The following is an 18,903-nucleotide window of genomic DNA, read 5'->3' as shown; positions in this document are numbered from 1 at the left end:
AGGTTCTTGATGGCTTTGGTGATCGAAGGCGAGGAACGCATTGCCGCACCCCTGCAAAAAGTCTGGGAAGCGCTGAACGACGCCGAGGTTTTGAAGGCGACCATTCCCGGCTGCCAGAGCCTCGAGATGAAGTCGCCGACCGAGATGGCGGCCACTGTGGTGGTGAAAATCGGGCCGATCAAGGCGACCTTCAACGGCGAGGTGACACTGAAAAATCTCAAGCCGCCGCATTCCTACACCATCCAGGGCGAAGGCAAGGGCGGCATTGCCGGCTTTGCCAAGGGCGGCGCCGACGTGACGCTGACCGAGGATGGAGCGGATGCCACGATCCTCAAATACGCAGCCAAAGCCGAGGTTGGCGGCAAGATCGCCCAGCTCGGCAGCCGGCTGATCGAGTCGACGTCGAAAAAGCTGGCCGGGCAGTTCTTTTCCAACTTCGGCGAGAAGGTCGGCGGCTGACCGTTTCGCTGCGAGGTCACTCGAAAACGATGCTCGGCACCGCCGCTTCGGCCGCGCCGCGTTCTTCATTGACCCTGTCCCAGACCTTGGCGGCGATATCGCGATAGGTTTTGGCCTCGGCGCCATCGGGCTTGGACACCACCACCGGCGCTCCGGCATCCGAGCTTTCGCGGATGCCCATTTCCAGCTGCACTTCGCCGAGGAAGCTGACGCCGAGGCGCTCGGCCTCGCGGCGCGCGCCGCCATGGCCGAAAATGTCGTAGCGCTTGCCGGTGTCGGGCGCGATGAAATAGCTCATATTCTCGACGATGCCGAGCAGCGGCACGTCGACCTTCTTGAACATGTTCAGCCCCTTGCGGGCATCGATCAGCGCCAGGTCCTGCGGTGTCGAGACGATGACGGCGCCGGCCAGCGGCACCTGCTGCGCCATGGTCAGCTGTGCGTCGCCGGTGCCGGGCGGCATGTCGACGACGAGCACGTCGAGCCGACCCCATTCGACCTCGCGCAGCATCTGCGTCAGCGCCGACATCACCATCGGGCCGCGCCAGATCATCGGCGTCTCCTCGTCGACGAGGAAGCCCATCGACATCACCTTGAGGCCGTAATTCTCCATCGGCTTCAGGATCTTGCCGTCGACCGTCTGCGGCCGGCCGTGGATGTTGAGCAGTTTCGGCATGGACGGGCCATAGATGTCGGCGTCGAGCACGCCGACGCGCAATCCGTTGGCGGCGAGGCCAAGCGCCAGATTGACGGCGGTGGTCGACTTGCCGACACCGCCTTTGCCCGAGGCAACCGCGATAATCGCCTCGATGCCGGGCACGCCGCGCTTACCCGAGCTGTGCGAGGCCGGGGCCTGCGGCGCGGGACGCTGCGGGACCGCCGGCGGTGCCGGCCTGGGTGCGGGGCGCGCGGGCACCGGTGCCTCCATGCCGCCGCCCTTCTTCTCCGCCGTCAGTGCGACGACGGCGCCGGCGACACCGGGAATTGCTTTCACCACTCGCTCGGCGGCGGCGCGCAGCGGTTCCATTTCCTGCGCCCTGGCGGCGGGAACGGTGATCGAGAAGAACACTTTCGAATCGGCGATGAAAATCTCCGAAACCATGCCGAGATCGACAATGTTCCCGGTGAAGTCCGGTCCATTGACCGTCTTCAGGCGCTCGGTGACGATTTCCTTGGTAACGGACATGATCTTTCCTCGGCGTTTGGCAATGCAGATAGTGCAGTTTCCAGCGAGAACCAAGCCGTGACGCAAAGGCTTGCCGGCATGCCGCGGAAAACGACCAATGCTGTCGAATTTTGCCGGATGACGCCTCCTTCGGCCGATTGCCGATGGTCAAACGGACCGCGTGCCCTATTTCGGTTGCCTGAACGAGGACACGAAAATCCCGGAAGGAGACGGTCATGCTCGAAAACAACAACGCAACGGCCAATCTCGCCGTCAAGGACCTGGCAAAGGCAAAGGCCTTCTATGAAGGCACGCTAGGCCTCACGCAGGTTGACGACATGGGCGGCGAGCTTGTCGTCTACAAAAGCGGAGACACGCTGATCAACGTCTATCATTCCGAATTCGCCGGAACCAACAAGGCCACGGCGGTGACCTGGACGGTCGGTGACAAAATCGGCAACGTCGTCAAATCGCTGAAATCGAAGGGCGTCGCTTTCGAACATTATGAGATGCCCGGCCTGACGCTGGAGGGCGACATCCATGTCGGCTACGGCATGAAGGTCGCCTGGTTCAAGGATCCGGACGGCAACATCCTGAACCTGGTGGACAAATAGTCGGCGGTGCTTCGCGTCAGCCGGACCGCCGCGGCCCCTTTCACTCGAAGGCGAGTTCCAGACGCCTTTCAGCCTGGGCGACGACCCGGCATTTCGTCTCGAACCTATCCGCGCGGATGGTCAGCACGAACTGGCCGGGAATGTCGGCGCTGTTCGATACGTCGATAGTGGCGCCGCCCTCGCCGAGACTGCGGACCGTGCAGTCGATGGTCGACATGCGTTTGTTGAAAACGATCTGGCCTGCCTTCAGCACCCTGCGCCGCGACGGCGGCTGATCACTCCCGGCGGAATTCCAGGCTGTGATCCGATTGCGGCCGGCGTGCTTCGAGCGGTACATGGCGGCGTCGGCGCGCTCGATCAGTTCCGGCAGGCCGCTGGTCGTCGGATCGAACGAGGCAACACCGAAGCTGGCAGTGACCTGCATCTCTTGTGCGCCGTGCGTGATCCGCATGGCCTCGATGGTGCCGCGCAGCCGCTCGGCGGATTCAAGCGCACCGTTGCGAGCGGTGTAAAGAAGTACCGCGAATTCCTCACCACCGACGCGTCCGAATATGTCGACGTCGCGCAAGGCGGCACCGCATTGCCGGCCCACACCACTCAGCACCTTGTCGCCTGCGGCATGGCCGAAATTGTCGTTAACCGATTTGAAATGGTCGACATCGAAGACGATGCAGGAGAAATCGAAGCGCTGGCGCCGCGCAAGCGCAAATGCCTTGCCGCCCTGATCGATGAAGGCCCGCCGCGACAGCACGCCGGTCAGCGCATCGCTGGAGGCATGCTGGCGCAGCTCCAGCTCATCCATGGCAAGATCGGCAAAATCTTGGAGGATTGCGATGTCGCGGTCGCTGAATTCCCGCGGGATATAGCCGATCGCGCAGACACTGCCGATATTGTGGCCGTCGCGGCTTCGCAAAGGCACGCCTGCGTAGAAGCGGATATGCGGATCGTTCCTGACCATGGGATTGTCGGCGAAACGGGGATCCTTGGTCGCGTCGGTGACGATCAGCGGCTCTTCCTGAAGGATCGTGTACTGGCAGAATGTGACCTTGCGATCGACTTCTTTGATCGCCAGCCCCTCGCAGGCCTTGTACCATTGGCGGTGCCCGTCAATGACCGAGACGATGGCGATCGGGACATCGAAGACCGTCTTGATCAATCGCGTGATGCGGTCGAACGACGCTTCGCGCGGCGTGTCCAGAACATCGAAGCGCTCTACGGCCCGGAGCCGCGCGGCCTCGCGCAGGTCGGCGGCGGTAGGCGCTGGTATTTCCGGCGGATGCTCCTGGAGCATGCGAACCACCTATCTTCGGCGCCCCTGCCGCGATACCCGCATCGACCATGATGGCAAGCCAAATATTATCAATTGGTTATTGCTTGCTGTCGCCATTCACCGCCGCATGCGCGATGATCAATCAACGGCCCTGCCGCGCGATTTCGCGAGGCGAGCCAAAAAGGCTTTGGCATGATCGACAAACTCGAATTCTTTATCGCGCTCGCCAAGGAAGAGCATTTCGGCCGGGCGGCGGAAGCGTGCGGAGTCACTCAGCCCACCCTGTCGGCCGGCATCAAGCAGCTTGAGGGTCAGCTCGGCGTCATGCTGGTCAATCGCGGATCGCGGTTCCAGGGGTTGACGCCGGAGGGCAAGCAGGTGCTGGTCTGGGCGCGCCGCATCGTCGGCGATTCACGGACCATGCGCGAGGAAATGCGCGCGGCGCGCCACGGCCTTTCCGGACGCATCCGCATTGCCGCCATCCCGACCGCGCTCGCCATGGTGGCGCGGCTGACGACGCCGTTTCGCGAGAAAAATCCGGGCGTCACCTTCTCGGTGCTGTCGCGCACCTCGATCGAAGTCTTGTCGCTGCTCGGCAATTTCGACATCGACGCCGGCATTACCTATCTCGACAATGAGCCGCTTGGGCGGGTGACCAGCGTGCCGCTATACGACGAGCGCTATCAGCTGATCACGGCGGTCGGAAACCCCTATTCCGACCGCGACAAAGTGACATGGGCCGAGATCAGCCGGTTGCCGCTGTGCCTGTTGACGCCGGACATGCAGAACCGCCGCATCATCGACCAGCATCTGGCCGAGGCCGGCGTGCAGGTGCGGCCGACGCTCGAATCCAACTCGATGATCGTGCTGTTCTCGCACATCCGTACCGGCAAATGGTCGTCGATCATGCCGCTCAACCTCGCGGAAACATTCGGCTTTTCAGAGCCGATCCGGGCCATTCCGATCGTCGAGCCCGACGCCAGCCACACGGTCGGCCTGGTGGCCGCACCGCGCGAGCCGCACACGCCGCTGGTGCAGGCGCTGCTGGACGAGGCAATGGCGCTGGCAGACGATTTCCGCGCCCATCGCTAGGGTAGAGAATGGCGGCTGAGCGGGCTTGATAGAAGATTTCTATCAAGCGACGGATCAGCTTTATTGATTTCGCTGGTTTCCTCTGTTTTTGTAACGACTTAGCGCTAGAACGCTACCGACCAGGGAGGGCGCTGCATGACGATGCAGCCTGCAAGTACCGAGATCGCATCGCGCACGGCGGCGATTATCCAAGAGCTGAAAGGCCTCGAAGGCCCGCTGCTGCCGATCCTGCACGAGATCCAGGAAGAATTCGGCCATGTGCCGCAGGCGGCACTGCCGGTTATCGCCGATGGGCTGAACCTCTCCAGGGCCGAGGTGCACGGCGTCGTCACCTTCTATCATGATTTCCGCGCTCGGCCGGCCGGGCGGCATGTTCTCAAGCTCTGTCAGGCGGAAGCCTGCCAGTCGATGGGCTCGGATGCCGTCGCCGCCAAAATCAAGCAATTGCTCGGCATCGGTTTCCACGAGACCACCCGCGACGGATCGGTTACACTCGAGCCGGTCTATTGCCTCGGGCTTTGCGCCTGTTCGCCGTCGGCGATGCTTGACGGCGAGGTGATCGGGCGGCTCGATGACGACAAGATCGACGAGATCCTTGCCGAGGTGCGCTCATGATCCCCCGCATCTACATTCCCGGTGATTCCGGTGCGTTGGCGCTCGGCGCCGAAAAGGTCGCCAAGGCCGTTCGTGCGGAACTCGCCGAGCGTGGCATCGAGGCCAAGATCGTGCGCAATGGCTCGCGCGGCGCCTATTTCCTCGAACCGATGGTCGAAGTGGCGACCGCCAACGGCCGCGTCGCCTACGGACCGGTCAAGCCTTCCGACGTCAAGAGCCTGTTCGACAGCGGCTTCCTCACCGGTGGCCACCACAAGCGCTGGCTCGGCGCGCCCGACAAGATCCCGTTCCTCGCCAAGCAGACGCGGCTGACCTTCGCCCGCTGCGGCATCAACGACCCTCTGTCGCTCGATGCCTACAAGTCGCTAGGCGGGCTCAAGGGCTTGCAGAACGCCGTCGCCATGGCGCCGGCCGAGATCGTCAAGCAGGTTACGGACTCAGGCCTGCGCGGCCGCGGCGGCGCCGGCTTCCCGACCGGCATCAAGTGGAAGACGGTGCTGGATACGACGTCCGAGCGCAAATACATCGTCTGCAACGCCGACGAGGGCGACAGCGCGACTTTCGCCGACCGCATGATCATGGAAGGCGACCCCTTCGTGCTGATCGAAGGCATGGCGATCGCCGGCATCGCCACCGGGGCGACCAAGGGCTTCGTCTATATCCGCTCGGAATATCCGCATGCGGTGGCGACAATGAACAAGGCCGTCGAAATCGCTCGCAAGGCCGGCGTGCTCGGCGTCAACGTGCTGGGTTCGCCCAATGCCTTCGACATGGAAATCCGCGTCGGCGCCGGCGCCTATGTCTGCGGCGAGGAAACCTCGCTGCTGAACAGCCTGGAAGGCAAGCGCGGCGTGGTGCGCGCCAAGCCGCCGCTGCCGGCCATCCAGGGCCTGTTCGGCAAGCCAACGGTGATCAACAACGTCATCAGCCTGGCCTCGGTGCCGATCATCATGGACAAGGGCGCCGCCCTCTACAAGGATTTCGGCATGGGCCGCTCGCGCGGCACCATCCCGATCCAGATCGCCGGCAACGTCAAGCAGGGCGGCCTGTTCGAGACCGCCTTCGGCCTGACGCTGGGCGAGATCGTCGACGACATCGGTGGCGGCACGGCCACCGGCCGTCCGGTGAAGGCGGTGCAGGTCGGCGGTCCGCTCGGCGCTTATTTCCCACGCGCGCTTTTCGACACGCCGTTCGACTACGAGGAATTCGCCAAGCGTGACGGGCTGATCGGCCATGCCGGCGTCACCGTGTTCGACGACACGGCCGACATGCTGAAGCAGGCGCGCTTTGCCATGGAGTTCTGCGCCATCGAAAGCTGCGGCAAGTGCACGCCCTGCCGCATCGGCTCGACGCGCGGCATCGAGACCATCGACAGGCTTGCCGCCGGCATCGAGCCGGAAAAGAACCTCGCTCTGGTCACCGACCTCTGCAACACAATGAAGTTCGGTTCGCTGTGCGCGCTGGGCGGCTTCACGCCCTACCCGGTGATGAGCTCGATCACGCATTTCCCCGAAGATTTCAAGCCTGCGCCGGCGCGCGTGGCTGCTGAATAGGAGCTGGCAGATGAACATCAAGGCCGACTTCCCATCGCTGATCGAAGAGATCGACTACGGAACCCCGGAATCGCTGGCGCAAAAGCAGGTCACGCTGAGCGTCGACGGCCGCAGCATCACCGTGCCGGAAGGCACCTCGATCATGCGCGCCGCGATGGAGGGCGGTGTCGATATCCCGAAGCTCTGTGCCACCGACATGCTGGACTCGTTCGGTTCGTGCCGCGTCTGCCTGGTCGAGATCGAAGGGCGCGGCGGCACGCCGGCCTCCTGCACGACGCCGGTCGGTGAAGGCATGGTGGTGCGCACACAGTCCGACCGGCTCGACGCCATCCGCCGCGGCGTCATGGAGCTTTACGTCTCCGACCATCCGACCGGCTGGAACGAGAAGGCCGGCACCGGCGCCAGCGAATTCGACACGGTGGCGAAGTCGGTCGGCTTGACCGAGAACCGCTATGGCGTCGAGGGCCGCAACCACGTCAAGGAAGATGGGATCGCGCCCGGCCATGGCTCGCTGGCGGTCGACTACATCGCCCGCGACGAATCCAATCCCTATTTCACCTATGATCCAGCGCAGTGCATCGTCTGCTCGCGCTGCGTGCGGGCGTGCGAGGAGGTGCAGGGCACCTTCGCGCTGACCATCGAGGGCCGCGGTTTCGAATCGCGCATGGTCGCCGGCATGCATGAGGATTTCATCGCTTCCGAATGCGTGTCCTGCGGTGCCTGCGTGCAGGCCTGCCCGACCGACGCGCTGCGCGAGAAGACGGTGCTCGAGAAGGGCATGCCGGAACGCTCGGCCGTCACCACCTGCGCCTATTGCGGCGTCGGCTGCTCATTCAAGGCCGAGGTGAAGGACGACGAAGTCATCCGCATGATGCCTTACAAGGACGGCAAGGCGAACCACGGCCATTCCTGCGTGAAAGGCCGCTTCGCCTATGGCTACGCCAGGCACAAGGACCGCATCCTGTCGCCGATGATCCGCGAAAAGATCTCCGACCCGTGGCGCGAAGTGAGCTGGGAAGAGGCGATCGCCCACACGGCCAAGGAATTCCGCCGGATCCAGTACCAATACGGCCGAACCTCGATCGGCGGCATCACCTCTTCGCGCTGCACGAATGAGGAGACCTATCTCGTCCAGAAGCTGGTGCGGCAGGGTTTCCGCAACAACAATGTCGACACCTGCGCCCGCGTCTGCCATTCGCCGACCGGCTACGGGCTCGGCCAGACCTATGGCACCTCGGCCGGCACGCAGGATTTCGACTCCGTCGAATTCACCGACGTCGCCGTCGTCATCGGCGCCAATCCGGTTTCTGCCCATCCGGTGTTCGCCTCGCGTCTGAAGAAGCGGCTGCGCCAGGGCGCCAAGCTGATCGTGCTCGATCCGCGCCGCACCGAGATGGTCAAGTCGGCGCATATCGAGGCCGACTATCACCTGCCGTTGAAGCCCGGCACCAACGTGGCGGTGCTGACGTCGCTGGCCCATGTCATCGTCACTGAAGGGCTTTTCGACGAAGCCTTCATCCGCGAACGCTGCGACTGGACGGAGTTCCAGGACTGGGCCTCCTTCGTCGCCTTGCCGGAGAACAGCCCTGAAATCGTCGGCAAGCTTTCCGGCGTCGACCCGGAGCTGATCCGGGGTGCAGCGCGGCTCTATGCCAAGGGCGGCAATGGCGCGATCTATTACGGCCTCGGCGTCACCGAGCACAGCCAGGGCTCGACCACGGTGATGGCCATCGCCAACCTGGCAATGGCCACCGGCAATATCGGCCGGCCGGGCGTCGGCGTGAACCCGCTGCGTGGCCAGAACAATGTGCAGGGCTCGTGCGACATGGGTTCGTTCCCGCACGAACTGCCCGGCTATCGCCACATCTCCGGCGAAGCCGTGCGCGACATCTATGAGAGCCTGTGGGGCGTGAAGCTGGACGACGAACCCGGCCTGCGCATCCCCAACATGCTGGACGCCGCCGTCGACGGCTCGTTCAAGGGCATCTACATCCAGGGCGAGGACATATTGCAGTCCGATCCCGACACCAAGCATGTCGCCGGCGGTCTCGCCGCCATGGAATGCGTGGTCGTGCACGATCTCTTCCTCAACGAGACGGCGAACTACGCGCATGTCTTCCTGCCGGGTTCCACATTCCTGGAAAAGGACGGTACTTTCACCAATGCCGAGCGCCGCATCAACATGGTGCGCAAGGTGCTGGAACCGAAGGCGCGCTATGCCGATTGGCAAGCAACGCAGGAGCTTGCCCGCGCGATCGGGCTCGACTGGAACTACACGCATCCGTCGCAGATCATGGACGAGATCGCCAAGACGACGCCGAGCTTCGCCAATGTCTCCTTCGAGTTGCTCGACCGCGTCGGCTCGGTGCAGTGGCCCTGCAACGAGAAAGCGCCGCTTGGCACGCCGATCATGCATATAGACGGTTTCGTGCGCGGCAAGGGCAAGTTCATCCGCACCGAATATGTGGCGACGGACGAGAGGACCGGGCCGCGCTTCCCGCTGCTTTTGACCACAGGCCGCATCCTCAGCCAGTACAATGTCGGCGCGCAGACGCGGCGCACCGACAACGTCATGTGGCACTCGGAAGACCGGCTGGAGATCCATCCGCACGATGCCGAGAACCGCGGCCTGCGCGATGGCGACTGGGTTCGGCTGACCAGCCGCTCGGGCGAGACGACGCTGCGGGCGCTGATCACCGACCGGGTATCGCCGGGCGTGGTCTACACGACGTTCCATCATCCGGACACGCAGGCCAACGTCATCACCACCGACTTCTCGGACTGGGCGACCAACTGTCCGGAGTACAAGGTGACGGCAGTGCAGGTCGGTGCCTCCAATGGCCCGTCGGACTGGCAGCGCGAGTATGACGAGCAGGCCAGGAACAGCCGCCGCATCGCCTCGCTGCAGGCGGCGGAGTAGTCTTGGCCGCGCGCCGCAAAGCAACGACCGAGATATCGCGGCTGGCGCACCGCGCCAGCGGTACGGCTGTTGCCGACCGCATGGTGCCGGAGGAGACGCCGGTGGCGTTTTCCTTCGCCGGAACCACGCATGCGGTGATGATGGCGAGCCCCGCCGACTTCGAGGATTTCGCGCTCGGCTTCTCACTGACGGAAGGCATCATTGCCGACCCACAAGAAGTCGAAGCGATCGAGGTCGAGGATCATGGCGCCGGCATCGATATCCAGATCCGGCTGAAGGACCAGGCCAACACGCGTTTCCAGGCGCGCCGGCGCAGGCTGGCCGGCCCCGTCGGCTGCGGGCTTTGCGGCATCGAGTCGATCGAGGAAGCGATGCGCTCGGTCGATGCGGTTGGTGCGTCAAAACTTACGCTTGCTGCCGACGACATCGTCCGCTCGGTCAAGCTTTTGTCCAAGGTGCAGCCGCTTCACACCGAGACCGGAGCGGTGCATGCGGCCGGCTTCTATATTCCCGGCAAGGGCGTCGTGATGGCGCGCGAGGATGTCGGCCGCCACAATGCGCTGGACAAGCTGGCCGGCGCGTTAGCCAAAGCCGGCATCGACGGCGCGTCGGGCGCCGTCGTGGTGACGTCGCGCGTGTCGGTCGAAATGGTGCAGAAGACGGCGGCGATCGGCTCGGCCTTCATCATCGCCGTCTCGGCGCCGACCGCGCTTGCCATCCGCACGGCCGATGAGGCCGGCATGACGCTGGTGGCGCTGGTGCGCGGCGAGGATTTCGATGTTTTCACCCACCCCGACCGGGTGGTTTTGGGAGTTGCCCAGCATGTCGCATGACGAAGACCACATCACGAGCACCAGCGAAAAGCTGGTGCGCATGGCCAACCAGATCGCGGCCTTCTTCCATTCCAAGTCGCGCGAGGAAGGTGTTGCCGGCGTCGCCGAGCACATCAACAAATTCTGGGAACCGAGGATGCGGCGGCAGTTCTTCGAACTGCTCGACAGCGGCGAAGGCTTCGACGAACTCGTCGTGGCTGCATCGGCCAGGATCAAGCGGCCGATCACGCCAGCCGAGGCCGATCTCAAGCTCGGGCTCACCCCCTCCCCGGCAGACGTCGCCGCGTCACAAAAGTAGCCGCAGCGGGCGGCCCTGGCATACATTCGCTTTCGCTAAAGTTTGAGCTGCCGCTATCGGCACGGCTCTGCTATGGTTGACGATCAGAAATCGTCAGGCCGGGCGGAAAAAACCTCGTGAGGCCGATCGAGACCCGATATGCCCTCAGTGGCGAGGTGCGGATCGCCTATCAGGTGGTCGGCCAGGGCTCGCTTGATCTCGTCTTCGTCCCGGGCTTCATTTCCAATCTCGACCTGCATTGGGAAGACGAGGGCTATACAAGGCTCTTGCGGCGGCTTTCGGCGTTCTCGCGGCTGATCCTGTTCGACAAGCGCGGCACCGGCCTTTCCGACCGTGTCGATGCGCACAACCTGCCCAGTCTGGAAACGCGTATGGACGATGTGCGCGCGGTGATGGACGCCGCCGGCAGCGGTCGTGCTGCCCTGCTTGGCGCTTCGGAAGGCGCGCCGATGGCAATGCTGTTCGCCGCCACCTATCCCGAGCGGACGCGTGCGCTGGCGCTCTATGGCGGCTATGCGCATTTCCACAAATGGGTGATGCCGGCCGAACGTCTCAACGCCTTCATCGCAATGGCCGAGACGGCCTGGGGCACCGGTGCCACCTTGCCGAATTTCGCGCCGGGCCGGGTCGACGACGCGCATTTTACCCGGTGGTGGGCGCGTTTCGAGCGGCTGTCGGCGAGCCCCACGGCAGCGGCGGCACTGGCGCGAATGAATGCGGAAATCGACGTACGTGGTGTGCTGGCGGCGATCAGCGCGCCGACGCTGCTGATCCATCGCCGCAACGATGCGCGGGTCGATCCAGACGCCAGCCGCTTCCTGGCCAAGAAAATCCCGAATGCGCGGCTGGTCGAGATCCCGGGTCGCGACCATCCGATCTGGACCGGCGATGTCGACCGGGTCGCCGACCTGATCGAGGAGTTCCTGACCGGCGAGCGCTCCGTCGCCGAAGCGGACCGCGTGCTGGCGGCACTTCTGGTGACGCGCATCTACGATACGACGCGTATGGGCGACCGTATGTGGAGCGAACGCAGCGAGCGCTTCCAGGAAACCTGGCGGTTGCTGGTCGGGCGCCATGGCGGCCGAGCGCTGGGTACGCAGGGCGAGATGATGATTTCGCGCTTCGATGGACCGGCGCGCGCCATACGCTGTGCAGCGGCGCTGCGCGAGGCAGCAAGGCATCGGTGTGGCCAGTGCGCAGGGCGTGCATGTCGGGGAGATCGAACCGCGCGGGCCGCCAGTGGGGTTGACGGCCCGCGTGACGATGCAGCTCGCCGCGCATGCCAGCCGGGGCGATATCCTGGCGTCGCGGCTGGTCGCTGATCTGGCAACCGGCTCAGGCCTGCATTTCGAAGACGCCAGCCGGATCACGCTGGACGATCTGGACGAGCCGATGGCGCTGGTGCGGGCAATGTCGGAACAGCATCTGGAGCCTGACTGCCGCGCCAGGACCAAAACGACCGAACCGGCCGTGCTGACGGCGAGGGAAAGCGAGGTGGTGAGCCTGATTGCCGACGGCAAGAGCAATGCCGCGATTGCAGCCGAGCTCAGGCTGAGCGAACACACGGTCAAGCGCCACGTCGCCAACATATTGCTCAAGCTCGACCTGCCGTCGCGAGCGGCGGCTGCGGTATTCTCGGTCCGGCACACTGGCCCGGACGGGCCATGAGAGCCATGGCGCTTTCGGGCGAAGCGGCCAGGCGGATGTAAGCGCTATCAATTCCCCCATGCAGGCCAGGCGGATATCGCCGGAAGGGCACTGCGAACGGAGGATGAAATGCTTAAGTCAAAGCTGAATGTCAGATCGCTTGTGATCGCGGCAGGAATTGGCGCGCTGCTCACGATCTCTCCCGCAAAGGCCGAGGATGCGTCGGCGACAGCCGCCTACAAGGACATCCAGGCGACGCTCGGCTCGGTGCCGGACATGTTCAAGACACTGCCTGACGTCGCCATCGCCGGCGCCTGGGCTGAGATCAAGGGCGTCCAGCTCAACCCGAAAACCGCTTTGGACGGCAAGACCAAGGAACTGATGGGCCTTGCGGTGGCCTCGCAGATACCCTGCCAGTACTGCATCTATTTCCACACCGAGGCCGCCAAGCTCAACGGCGCCAGCGACGAAGAGATCAAGGAGACGATCGCGATGGCGGCGATCGTGCGCCATTGGTCGACGATGCTCAATGGCAGCCAGGTCGATCTCGCGACCTTCAAGAAACAGACCGACGACGTGTTCGCGGCCGTAAAGGCCAAGTCACAGTGACGATCCCGACCCGGCGATGAGTGCCGGGCGACACCTCAAAGCATCAACCGCCCGATCGTGAAGATGGGCATATGGAGGATAAAATGCTGACCAAGACCCAAGCCGTGGATGGCGCGGCGATCAAGAAGGCGATCGAGAGCCGCGATGGCAAGACGCTGTCGAGCTTCTATGCAGACGACGCGCTGGTGCGGGTGATCGACCGCAACAACCCGCCGAGCAAGCCACGCGAAATCCGCGGGCGCGCGGCGATCACGACGTTCTGGGACGATATCTGCAGCCGCGCGATGACCCACAAGGTCGATGCAACCATCGCAGACGGCAACAGCTTGGCCTTTACCCAGGCCTGCGCCTATCCGGACGGCACGAAAGTGTTCGCCGCGGCGATGCTGGAGCTCAAGAACGGGCAGATCGCACGGCAGACCGTCGTGCAGGCCTGGGACGAGTGAGGCGGCCATGTTCAGCGCCAGATGGCAGATCGACGCCAGGTTCGGACACAAGCAGACCGTGCTCGAACTGCTCAAGAAATGGGAACGCGAGATCGGCCCACAGGTCGGTCTCGCCGATCTCGAGTTCCAGATCATGACCGGCTCGATCGGGGCGCGCGAAGCGACCGTCGAGTCTCACCACCAGGTCGAAAGTCTCGCCCAGCTGGAGGCGTTCTTCGCCAAGATCGGCAAGATCGACGCACACGCCAAATGGGGCAAGGAGATAGAGCCTTACGTCGTGTCAGGCACCAGCCTGTGGCAGATTTTCCGTATTGTCGAATAGTTGGATGTCGGATAGCCGCGGCCGGCCCTGGGAGGGGCGACGAATGGAAGGTGGCCGCGAGGCGGCGGCCACCTTGATCATACACCATGCGATCGACGCAAGAGCCACGAGGCGTGGCTCCTATAGTCCCAGCGGCGGCTTCCGGCTGGCCGCCATGGCTCTCCTGGGCCATTCCCCATTGGCCCTTTCGGGCGAAGCAGCGGGGACCGGATCGGTGCAATGTACTGTTCCTTTGCACCATCCAACGCATCCGCCCCGAGGAGGGCGGCACAACGAAACAACAAGATGCGTTGCGCCGACGCGGCATAGTGCTGGCGCAATCAAGGGAGAAAACCGATGACCGACGAAACCCATGCAAAACTGCGTGAAGGGCTGCGCGGGGAACTGATCCTGCGAGACGATGCCGGATACGACGAGGCACGCAAGATCTACAACGGCATGATCGAAAAGCACCCGCTGCTGATTGCCCGGTGCGCCGATGTCGCCGACGTGATCACCGCGGTGAGGTACGCGCGCGACAACGACCTGCTGATCGCCGTGCGCGGCGGAGGGCACAACGGAGCCGGATTGGGAATTTGCGACAACGGCCTCGTCATCGACCTGTCGATGATGAAGGGGATCCATGTCGACCCGAAGACGCGCACCGTGAGGGTCGCGCCCGGCTGCACGTCGGGTGACGTGGACCATGCTACCCATCCTTTCGAACTCGCCGTTCCATTCGGCATCGTCTCGACCACGGGGGTTGCCGGTCTAACCCTCGGCGGAGGGACGGGCTATCTGACGCGCAGATACGGTCTCACCATCGACAATCTTGTCGAGGCCGACCTGGTGTTGGCCGATGGCAGCATGATAAGGGCCAGCAAAAGCGAGAATCCCGACCTGTTCTGGGCGCTGCGCGGCGGCGGCGGCAATTTCGGCGTTGTAACCAGCTTCCTGTTCCAGGCCCATCCTGTGAGCATGATCTTCGGCGGCCCAGTGTTCTGGGAGGCCAAAGACGCTGCCGCCGTCATGCGTGCTTATCGCGACTACCTGCCGGCGGCGCCGGAAGATCTTGGCGCCTTTGTCGGCCTGAAATCCGTCCCCTCGACCGATCCCTTCCCGCGCGAGTATTGGGGCAAGCGCGCCTGCGCCATTATCTCCTGCTACAATGGCACCGAGGAAGACGGACGCAAGGCGATGGCGCCACTGCTGGACATCTTGCCGCCACCGATCTTCAACTGGATGGGCGTAATGCCATACCCGGCGTTGCAGGCGCTATTCGACCCGCTGCTTCCCAAAGGCCTGCAATGGTATTGGAAGGGCGATTTCGTCAAGTCTCTTCCCGACGAAGCCATCGCGACCCATATCGCACAGGCCGCCCACGCGCCGAGCGAATTGTCTCTTATGCATCTTTACCCGATCGACGGCGCCGTGCGCCGCGTCAGCAAGGACGAGACTGCCTGGAACGCACGCGACGCAAGCTGGTCAATGGTCATAGCCGCCATCGACCCCGATCCGGGCAAGGCCGCCGACCTCACCAAGTGGGCCAAAAATTACTGGTCGAGCATCCATCCCCACAATGGCGAAGGCGGCTACGTGAATTTCATGATGGATGACGAAGGCGAAGCGCGCGTGCGGGCGAGCTATGGCGCGAATTACGAGAGGCTGAGCCAGGTGAAGCGGACCTATGACCCCTTCAATGTCTTCCGGGTCAACCAGAACATCAAACCGGCGGCATCGGCCGAGCAAGGCAGGACGGCCGCTTAGACTAGCCGCCGGGCCTCGCTGCCGCAAGCCACGCTGACGACCCTTTTCGATGAGGGGGGCGTCAGCGCCACCGCTGCATTCAGGGCAGATGTCGAACTACCCGTGCGCCACCATCACGTGGCGCACGGCGGTATAGTCCTCCAGCGCATAGAGCGACATGTCCTTGCCGTAGCCGGACTGTTTCAGGCCGCCATGCGGCATCTCGTTGGTCAGCATGAAATGGGTGTTGATCCATGTGCAGCCATATTGCAGGCGGGCCGCCGTCGCCATGGCGCGCGAGACGTCCTTGGTCCACACCGATGACGCCAGGCCGTAGTCGCTGTCATTGGCCCAGTTCACCGCCTCGTCGACTTCCGTGAAACGGGTCACCGAGACGACCGGTCCGAACACCTCGCGGCGCACGATTTCGTCCTCCTGCAGCGCGCCGGCGACGACGGTCGGCTGGTAGTAGAAGCCGGTGCCCTCGCCCGGCCTGCCACCGGTGGTGATCTCGATGTGCTTCAATTCCGAGGCGCGTTCGACGAAGCTCGACACACGCTCGCGCTGGCGGCGCGAGATCAGCGGGCCGATCTCGTTTTCGGTATCGTCCGGCTGGTTGTACCTGATGGTCGAGACCGCAGAGGACAGATCGGCGACGAGCTTGTCGTAGATCTTCTTGCCGGCATAGATGCGACAGGCGGCGGTGCAATCCTGGCCGGCATTGTAGTAGCCGAAGGCGCGCAGTCCGTTGACCACCGCGCCAAGGTCGGCGTCGTCGAAGACGATGACCGGGGCCTTGCCGCCGAGTTCGAGATGCGTACGCTTGACCGATTTGGCGGCCGCCTGCAGCACCTTCTTGCCGGTGGCGACGTCGCCGGTGATCGAGATCATGTTGACCTTGGGATGGTTGATCAGCGCGTTGCCGACGCTGTCGCCGCGGCCGAGCACGACATTGACCACGCCTTCGGGCAGGATGTCGGCCAGGATCCTGGCCAGCTTCAGCGTCGTCAGCGGCGTCTGCTCCGACGGCTTGAAGACGACGGTGTTGCCGCCGCCGATCGCCGGCGCCAGCTTCCAGGCCATCATCATCAACGGGTAGTTCCATGGCGCGATCGAGGCAACGATGCCGATCGGGTCGCGCCGCACCATCGAGGTGTGGCCGGGCAGATATTCGCCGGCGACGACGCCCGGCATCGAACGGACCGCGCCGGCGAAGAAGCGATAGCAGTCGACGATGGCCGGGATCTCGTCATTGAGCACGGCATTGATCGGTTTGCCGCAGTTCAGCGCCTCGAGAGCGGCGAACTCCTTGGCCTCGGCCTCAATGCGGTCGGCGATCTTGAGGAGATAAGCAGAGCGCTGCGCCGGCGTCGTGCGCGACCACGAGACGAACGCTTGCTCGGCGGCCGCCACCGCTGCCTCGATCTGCGCCTGGCTGGCCTCGGGCAGGTTGAGAATGGTCGCCCCGGTCTTCGGATTGAGGATCGGCTCCTCGGTCTCGGCGCCGTTCTCGAATTTCGAGCCGATCAGCATCTGGGTGTCCATGGAGGTCTCTCCCTTGCGAACTGACGTTATTTGCCCGAACCGGCGATCTGGTCGCCGTCGCGGGTGAGGTAATAGGCAAACAGGATGGGCAGCAGCGTCACCAGCACGACGACCATGGCGACGACATTGGTGACCGGGCGCTGGCGCGGGCGGATCAGTTCCTCCAGCATCCAGATCGGCACGGTCTGCTGCTGGCCGGCGGTGAAGGTGGTGACGATGACTTCATCGAATGAAAGCGCGAAGGCCAGCATGCCGCCGGCAAGCAGCGCGGTGGCGATATTGGGCAGCACGACATGGCGGAAGGTCTGGAAACCGTCGGCGCCGAGATCCATCGAGGCCTCGATCATCGAGCCGGATGTGCGGCGGAAACGGGCGACCGCGTTGTTGTAGACGACAACCACGCAGAAAGTGGCGTGACCGAGCACGATCGTCCAGAACGAAAAGGGGACGTCGGCGAGCGAAAAGGCCGAACGCAGCGCGATGCCGGTGATGATGCCGGGCAGCGCGATGGGCAGGATGACCAGCAGCGAGATGGTCTCACGGCCGAAGAATTTCGTCCGTGAGACAGCCGCTGCGCACAGCGTGCCGAGCACCAGCGCGATCGCCGTCGAGATGGCGGCGACGCGCACCGACAGCGACAGCGCCCCCCAGACGTCAGGCCGGTTCCAGGTGACGGCGAACCATTGCGTGGTCAGCCCTGGCGGCGGCCAGACGAAGCTCTTCTCCTCGGTGGTGAAGGCGTAGACGAAGATCAGCAGGATCGGCAAATGCAGGAAGAGCAGGCCGCAGGCAGCGGCGATCTTCAGGCCGAGCGGAGCCGACTGGCCACGGTCAGAGCGCATCGAAAGCCCCCATGCGCTTGGCGCCCCAGAGGTAGAAGCCCATGACGACGATGGGCACCACCGTGAAGGCGGCGGCGAGCGGGATGTTGCCGGCCGTGCCCTGCTGCGAATAGACGGCCTGGCCGATGAACAGGCGCGACGTGCCGATGATCTGCGGGATGATGTAATCGCCCAATGTCAGCGAGAAGGTGAAGATCGAGCCGGCGACAATGCCGGGCAGCGCCAGCGGGAACAGCACGTTGCGGAAGGTCTGGCCGGGCGAAGCGCCAAGGTCGGAGGAGGCTTCGACCAGATTGCCGGGCACGCGCTCGAGGGCCGCCTGGACAGGGAGGATCATGAAGGGCAGCCAGACATAGACGAAGACGATGAAGGTGCCGGTGAATGACACCGACAGCGAGTTGCCGCCGACGACCGGCAACGATAGCCAGGCATCGAGCAGCCACAGCAAATGCAGCTTGGCGAAGAGCCAGGTGAGGATGCCTTCCTTGGCCAGGATCAGCTTCCAGGCGTAGATCTTGACCAGGTAGCTCGACCACAGCGGCAGCATGACGCCGAGATAGAACAGCGCCTTCCAACGGCCACGGGCATAGCGCGCGGCATAGTAGGCGATCGGAAAGGCGACGATGGCCGAGGCCAGCGTGACCAGTGCCGCCATGGTGACGGTGCGCAGGATGATGTCGAGATTGGCGGCCTGCAGCAGGTCGCCATAGGTCTTGAGCGTGAACTGGCGGTTGATGAGGCCGGAGAACTCGTCGATGGAGAAAAAGCTCTGTGCCAGCAGCGCGAAGAGCGAGCCGATATAGACGATGCCAAGCCACAGCACCGGCGGCAAAAGCATGAGCAGCAGAAGCAGTTGCGGCCGGCGCCAGAACAGGTCCGACAGCGCGCCGCGCATGCCGCCGCTGCTGGGTAGGATGGCAGGGGCCGTCGCGCGCGGCATGGTGACGT

Annotated in this window: 20 protein-coding genes; 15 read left to right on the top strand and 5 right to left on the bottom strand. The window is 63.9% G+C overall.

Going from position 1 to position 18,903, the window contains the following annotated elements; translation table 11 throughout:
* The first annotated feature begins 9 nt into the window (after window positions 1-9).
* Window positions 10-459 (top strand): SRPBCC family protein, encoded by a 450-nt coding sequence (locus tag ACWGS8_RS23145; RefSeq protein ID WP_454583087.1) that lies wholly within the window; start codon window positions 10-12, stop codon window positions 457-459.
* A 16-nt stretch (window positions 460-475) separates the two neighbouring features.
* Here the strand turns inward: ACWGS8_RS23145 and ACWGS8_RS23140 are convergent, their stop codons facing one another.
* Window positions 476-1,645 carry an Mrp/NBP35 family ATP-binding protein gene (locus ACWGS8_RS23140; RefSeq protein ID WP_454583086.1) on the bottom strand — a complete coding sequence of 390 codons (1,170 nt, stop codon included), beginning with the start codon at window positions 1,643-1,645 and terminating at the stop codon, window positions 476-478.
* Between the two features lie 215 nt (window positions 1,646-1,860).
* Between ACWGS8_RS23140 and ACWGS8_RS23135 the strand changes: the two genes are divergently transcribed.
* The gene (locus tag ACWGS8_RS23135) at window positions 1,861-2,238 is read left to right on the top strand and encodes a VOC family protein (RefSeq protein WP_454583085.1); all 378 of its coding nucleotides are present in this window, start codon (window positions 1,861-1,863) and stop codon (window positions 2,236-2,238) included.
* A 40-nt stretch (window positions 2,239-2,278) separates the two neighbouring features.
* Here the strand turns inward: ACWGS8_RS23135 and ACWGS8_RS23130 are convergent, their stop codons facing one another.
* The gene (locus tag ACWGS8_RS23130; protein WP_454583084.1) at window positions 2,279-3,529 is read right to left on the bottom strand and encodes a sensor domain-containing diguanylate cyclase; all 1,251 of its coding nucleotides are present in this window, start codon (window positions 3,527-3,529) and stop codon (window positions 2,279-2,281) included.
* Between ACWGS8_RS23130 and ACWGS8_RS23125 the strand changes: the two genes are divergently transcribed.
* The 13 genes from ACWGS8_RS23125 (at window position 3,528) to ACWGS8_RS23065 (ending at window position 15,589) form a co-directional block, all read left to right on the top strand.
* The gene (locus tag ACWGS8_RS23125; protein WP_454583083.1) at window positions 3,528-3,704 is read left to right on the top strand and encodes a hypothetical protein; all 177 of its coding nucleotides are present in this window, start codon (window positions 3,528-3,530) and stop codon (window positions 3,702-3,704) included. The two genes, ACWGS8_RS23130 and ACWGS8_RS23125, sit on opposite strands and share 2 nt — an antisense overlap.
* Complete coding sequence (locus tag ACWGS8_RS23120) at window positions 3,701-4,600, top strand: LysR family transcriptional regulator (RefSeq protein WP_454583082.1); 900 nt, start codon at window positions 3,701-3,703, stop codon at window positions 4,598-4,600. Before ACWGS8_RS23125 ends, ACWGS8_RS23120 begins: the two co-directional genes overlap by 4 nt.
* A 135-nt stretch (window positions 4,601-4,735) precedes the next feature.
* Window positions 4,736-5,215 (top strand): formate dehydrogenase subunit gamma, encoded by a 480-nt coding sequence (locus ACWGS8_RS23115; protein ID WP_123168802.1) that lies wholly within the window; start codon window positions 4,736-4,738, stop codon window positions 5,213-5,215.
* Window positions 5,212-6,768, top strand: coding sequence for a formate dehydrogenase beta subunit (locus tag ACWGS8_RS23110; RefSeq protein ID WP_454583081.1), 1,557 nt, complete (start codon window positions 5,212-5,214; stop codon window positions 6,766-6,768). Before ACWGS8_RS23115 ends, ACWGS8_RS23110 begins: the two co-directional genes overlap by 4 nt.
* 10 nt (window positions 6,769-6,778) lie before the next feature.
* Complete coding sequence (fdhF, locus tag ACWGS8_RS23105) at window positions 6,779-9,688, top strand: formate dehydrogenase subunit alpha (protein WP_454583080.1); 2,910 nt, start codon at window positions 6,779-6,781, stop codon at window positions 9,686-9,688.
* A 2-nt stretch (window positions 9,689-9,690) separates the two neighbouring features.
* On the top strand, window positions 9,691-10,521 hold the full coding sequence (gene fdhD / locus ACWGS8_RS23100) for a formate dehydrogenase accessory sulfurtransferase FdhD (protein ID WP_454583079.1): 831 nt from the start codon (window positions 9,691-9,693) through the stop codon (window positions 10,519-10,521).
* A complete protein-coding gene (locus ACWGS8_RS23095) occupies window positions 10,511-10,819 on the top strand; it encodes a formate dehydrogenase subunit delta (RefSeq protein ID WP_019862956.1) in 309 nt (102 codons plus the stop codon). The genes fdhD and ACWGS8_RS23095 overlap by 11 nt, the downstream gene beginning before the upstream one ends.
* 116 nt (window positions 10,820-10,935) lie before the next feature.
* Window positions 10,936-12,141, top strand: coding sequence for an alpha/beta fold hydrolase (locus ACWGS8_RS23090; RefSeq protein WP_454583078.1), 1,206 nt, complete (start codon window positions 10,936-10,938; stop codon window positions 12,139-12,141).
* Window positions 12,083-12,487, top strand: coding sequence for a response regulator transcription factor (locus tag ACWGS8_RS23085; protein WP_454583332.1), 405 nt, complete (start codon window positions 12,083-12,085; stop codon window positions 12,485-12,487). Before ACWGS8_RS23090 ends, ACWGS8_RS23085 begins: the two co-directional genes overlap by 59 nt.
* A 108-nt stretch (window positions 12,488-12,595) precedes the next feature.
* Complete coding sequence (locus ACWGS8_RS23080) at window positions 12,596-13,075, top strand: carboxymuconolactone decarboxylase family protein (protein ID WP_019862954.1); 480 nt, start codon at window positions 12,596-12,598, stop codon at window positions 13,073-13,075.
* Window positions 13,076-13,158: 83 nt separating this feature from the next.
* Window positions 13,159-13,521 carry a nuclear transport factor 2 family protein gene (locus ACWGS8_RS23075; RefSeq protein ID WP_454583077.1) on the top strand — a complete coding sequence of 121 codons (363 nt, stop codon included), beginning with the start codon at window positions 13,159-13,161 and terminating at the stop codon, window positions 13,519-13,521.
* A gap of 7 nt (window positions 13,522-13,528) precedes the next feature.
* Window positions 13,529-13,843 (top strand): hypothetical protein, encoded by a 315-nt coding sequence (locus ACWGS8_RS23070; protein ID WP_454583076.1) that lies wholly within the window; start codon window positions 13,529-13,531, stop codon window positions 13,841-13,843.
* A 336-nt stretch (window positions 13,844-14,179) separates the two neighbouring features.
* Window positions 14,180-15,589, top strand: coding sequence for an FAD-binding oxidoreductase (locus ACWGS8_RS23065; protein ID WP_454583075.1), 1,410 nt, complete (start codon window positions 14,180-14,182; stop codon window positions 15,587-15,589).
* 96 nt (window positions 15,590-15,685) lie between these two features.
* On the opposite strand, the gene ACWGS8_RS23060 is transcribed toward ACWGS8_RS23065, so the two are convergent.
* Genes ACWGS8_RS23060 through ACWGS8_RS23050 form a run of 3 tightly spaced genes read right to left on the bottom strand, consistent with a single transcriptional unit; the run spans window position 15,686 to window position 18,895 of the window.
* A complete protein-coding gene (locus ACWGS8_RS23060; protein WP_454583074.1) occupies window positions 15,686-17,113 on the bottom strand; it encodes a gamma-aminobutyraldehyde dehydrogenase in 1,428 nt (475 codons plus the stop codon).
* 26 nt (window positions 17,114-17,139) lie between these two features.
* On the bottom strand, window positions 17,140-17,955 hold the full coding sequence (locus ACWGS8_RS23055; RefSeq protein WP_454583073.1) for an ABC transporter permease: 816 nt from the start codon (window positions 17,953-17,955) through the stop codon (window positions 17,140-17,142).
* On the bottom strand, window positions 17,945-18,895 hold the full coding sequence (locus tag ACWGS8_RS23050) for an ABC transporter permease (RefSeq protein WP_454583331.1): 951 nt from the start codon (window positions 18,893-18,895) through the stop codon (window positions 17,945-17,947). The genes ACWGS8_RS23055 and ACWGS8_RS23050 overlap by 11 nt, the downstream gene beginning before the upstream one ends.
* Between the last annotated feature and the right edge of the window lie 8 nt (window positions 18,896-18,903).

The organism is Mesorhizobium sp. 43Arga, assembly GCF_053714255.1.
This window is presented reverse-complemented; position numbering and strand designations above follow the sequence as displayed.

Bases quoted from the DNA above. Each gene is read 5' to 3' on its own strand.
- ACWGS8_RS23145 (WP_454583087.1), top strand. From the start codon at position 10: ATGGCTTTGGTGATCGAAGGCGAGGAACGCATTGCCGCACCCCTGCAA.
- ACWGS8_RS23140 (WP_454583086.1), bottom strand. From the start codon at position 1,645: ATGTCCGTTACCAAGGAAATCGTCACCGAGCGCCTGAAGACGGTCAAT.
- ACWGS8_RS23135 (WP_454583085.1), top strand. From the start codon at position 1,861: ATGCTCGAAAACAACAACGCAACGGCCAATCTCGCCGTCAAGGACCTG.
- ACWGS8_RS23125 (WP_454583083.1), top strand. From the start codon at position 3,528: ATGCGAACCACCTATCTTCGGCGCCCCTGCCGCGATACCCGCATCGAC.
- ACWGS8_RS23130 (WP_454583084.1), bottom strand. From the start codon at position 3,529: ATGCTCCAGGAGCATCCGCCGGAAATACCAGCGCCTACCGCCGCCGAC.
- ACWGS8_RS23120 (WP_454583082.1), top strand. From the start codon at position 3,701: ATGATCGACAAACTCGAATTCTTTATCGCGCTCGCCAAGGAAGAGCAT.
- ACWGS8_RS23115 (WP_123168802.1), top strand. From the start codon at position 4,736: ATGACGATGCAGCCTGCAAGTACCGAGATCGCATCGCGCACGGCGGCG.
- ACWGS8_RS23110 (WP_454583081.1), top strand. From the start codon at position 5,212: ATGATCCCCCGCATCTACATTCCCGGTGATTCCGGTGCGTTGGCGCTC.
- fdhF (WP_454583080.1), top strand. From the start codon at position 6,779: ATGAACATCAAGGCCGACTTCCCATCGCTGATCGAAGAGATCGACTAC.
- ACWGS8_RS23095 (WP_019862956.1), top strand. From the start codon at position 10,511: ATGTCGCATGACGAAGACCACATCACGAGCACCAGCGAAAAGCTGGTG.
- ACWGS8_RS23085 (WP_454583332.1), top strand. From the start codon at position 12,083: ATGCAGCTCGCCGCGCATGCCAGCCGGGGCGATATCCTGGCGTCGCGG.
- ACWGS8_RS23080 (WP_019862954.1), top strand. From the start codon at position 12,596: ATGCTTAAGTCAAAGCTGAATGTCAGATCGCTTGTGATCGCGGCAGGA.
- ACWGS8_RS23075 (WP_454583077.1), top strand. From the start codon at position 13,159: ATGCTGACCAAGACCCAAGCCGTGGATGGCGCGGCGATCAAGAAGGCG.
- ACWGS8_RS23070 (WP_454583076.1), top strand. From the start codon at position 13,529: ATGTTCAGCGCCAGATGGCAGATCGACGCCAGGTTCGGACACAAGCAG.
- ACWGS8_RS23065 (WP_454583075.1), top strand. From the start codon at position 14,180: ATGACCGACGAAACCCATGCAAAACTGCGTGAAGGGCTGCGCGGGGAA.
- ACWGS8_RS23060 (WP_454583074.1), bottom strand. From the start codon at position 17,113: ATGGACACCCAGATGCTGATCGGCTCGAAATTCGAGAACGGCGCCGAG.
- ACWGS8_RS23055 (WP_454583073.1), bottom strand. From the start codon at position 17,955: ATGCGCTCTGACCGTGGCCAGTCGGCTCCGCTCGGCCTGAAGATCGCC.
- ACWGS8_RS23050 (WP_454583331.1), bottom strand. From the start codon at position 18,895: ATGCCGCGCGCGACGGCCCCTGCCATCCTACCCAGCAGCGGCGGCATG.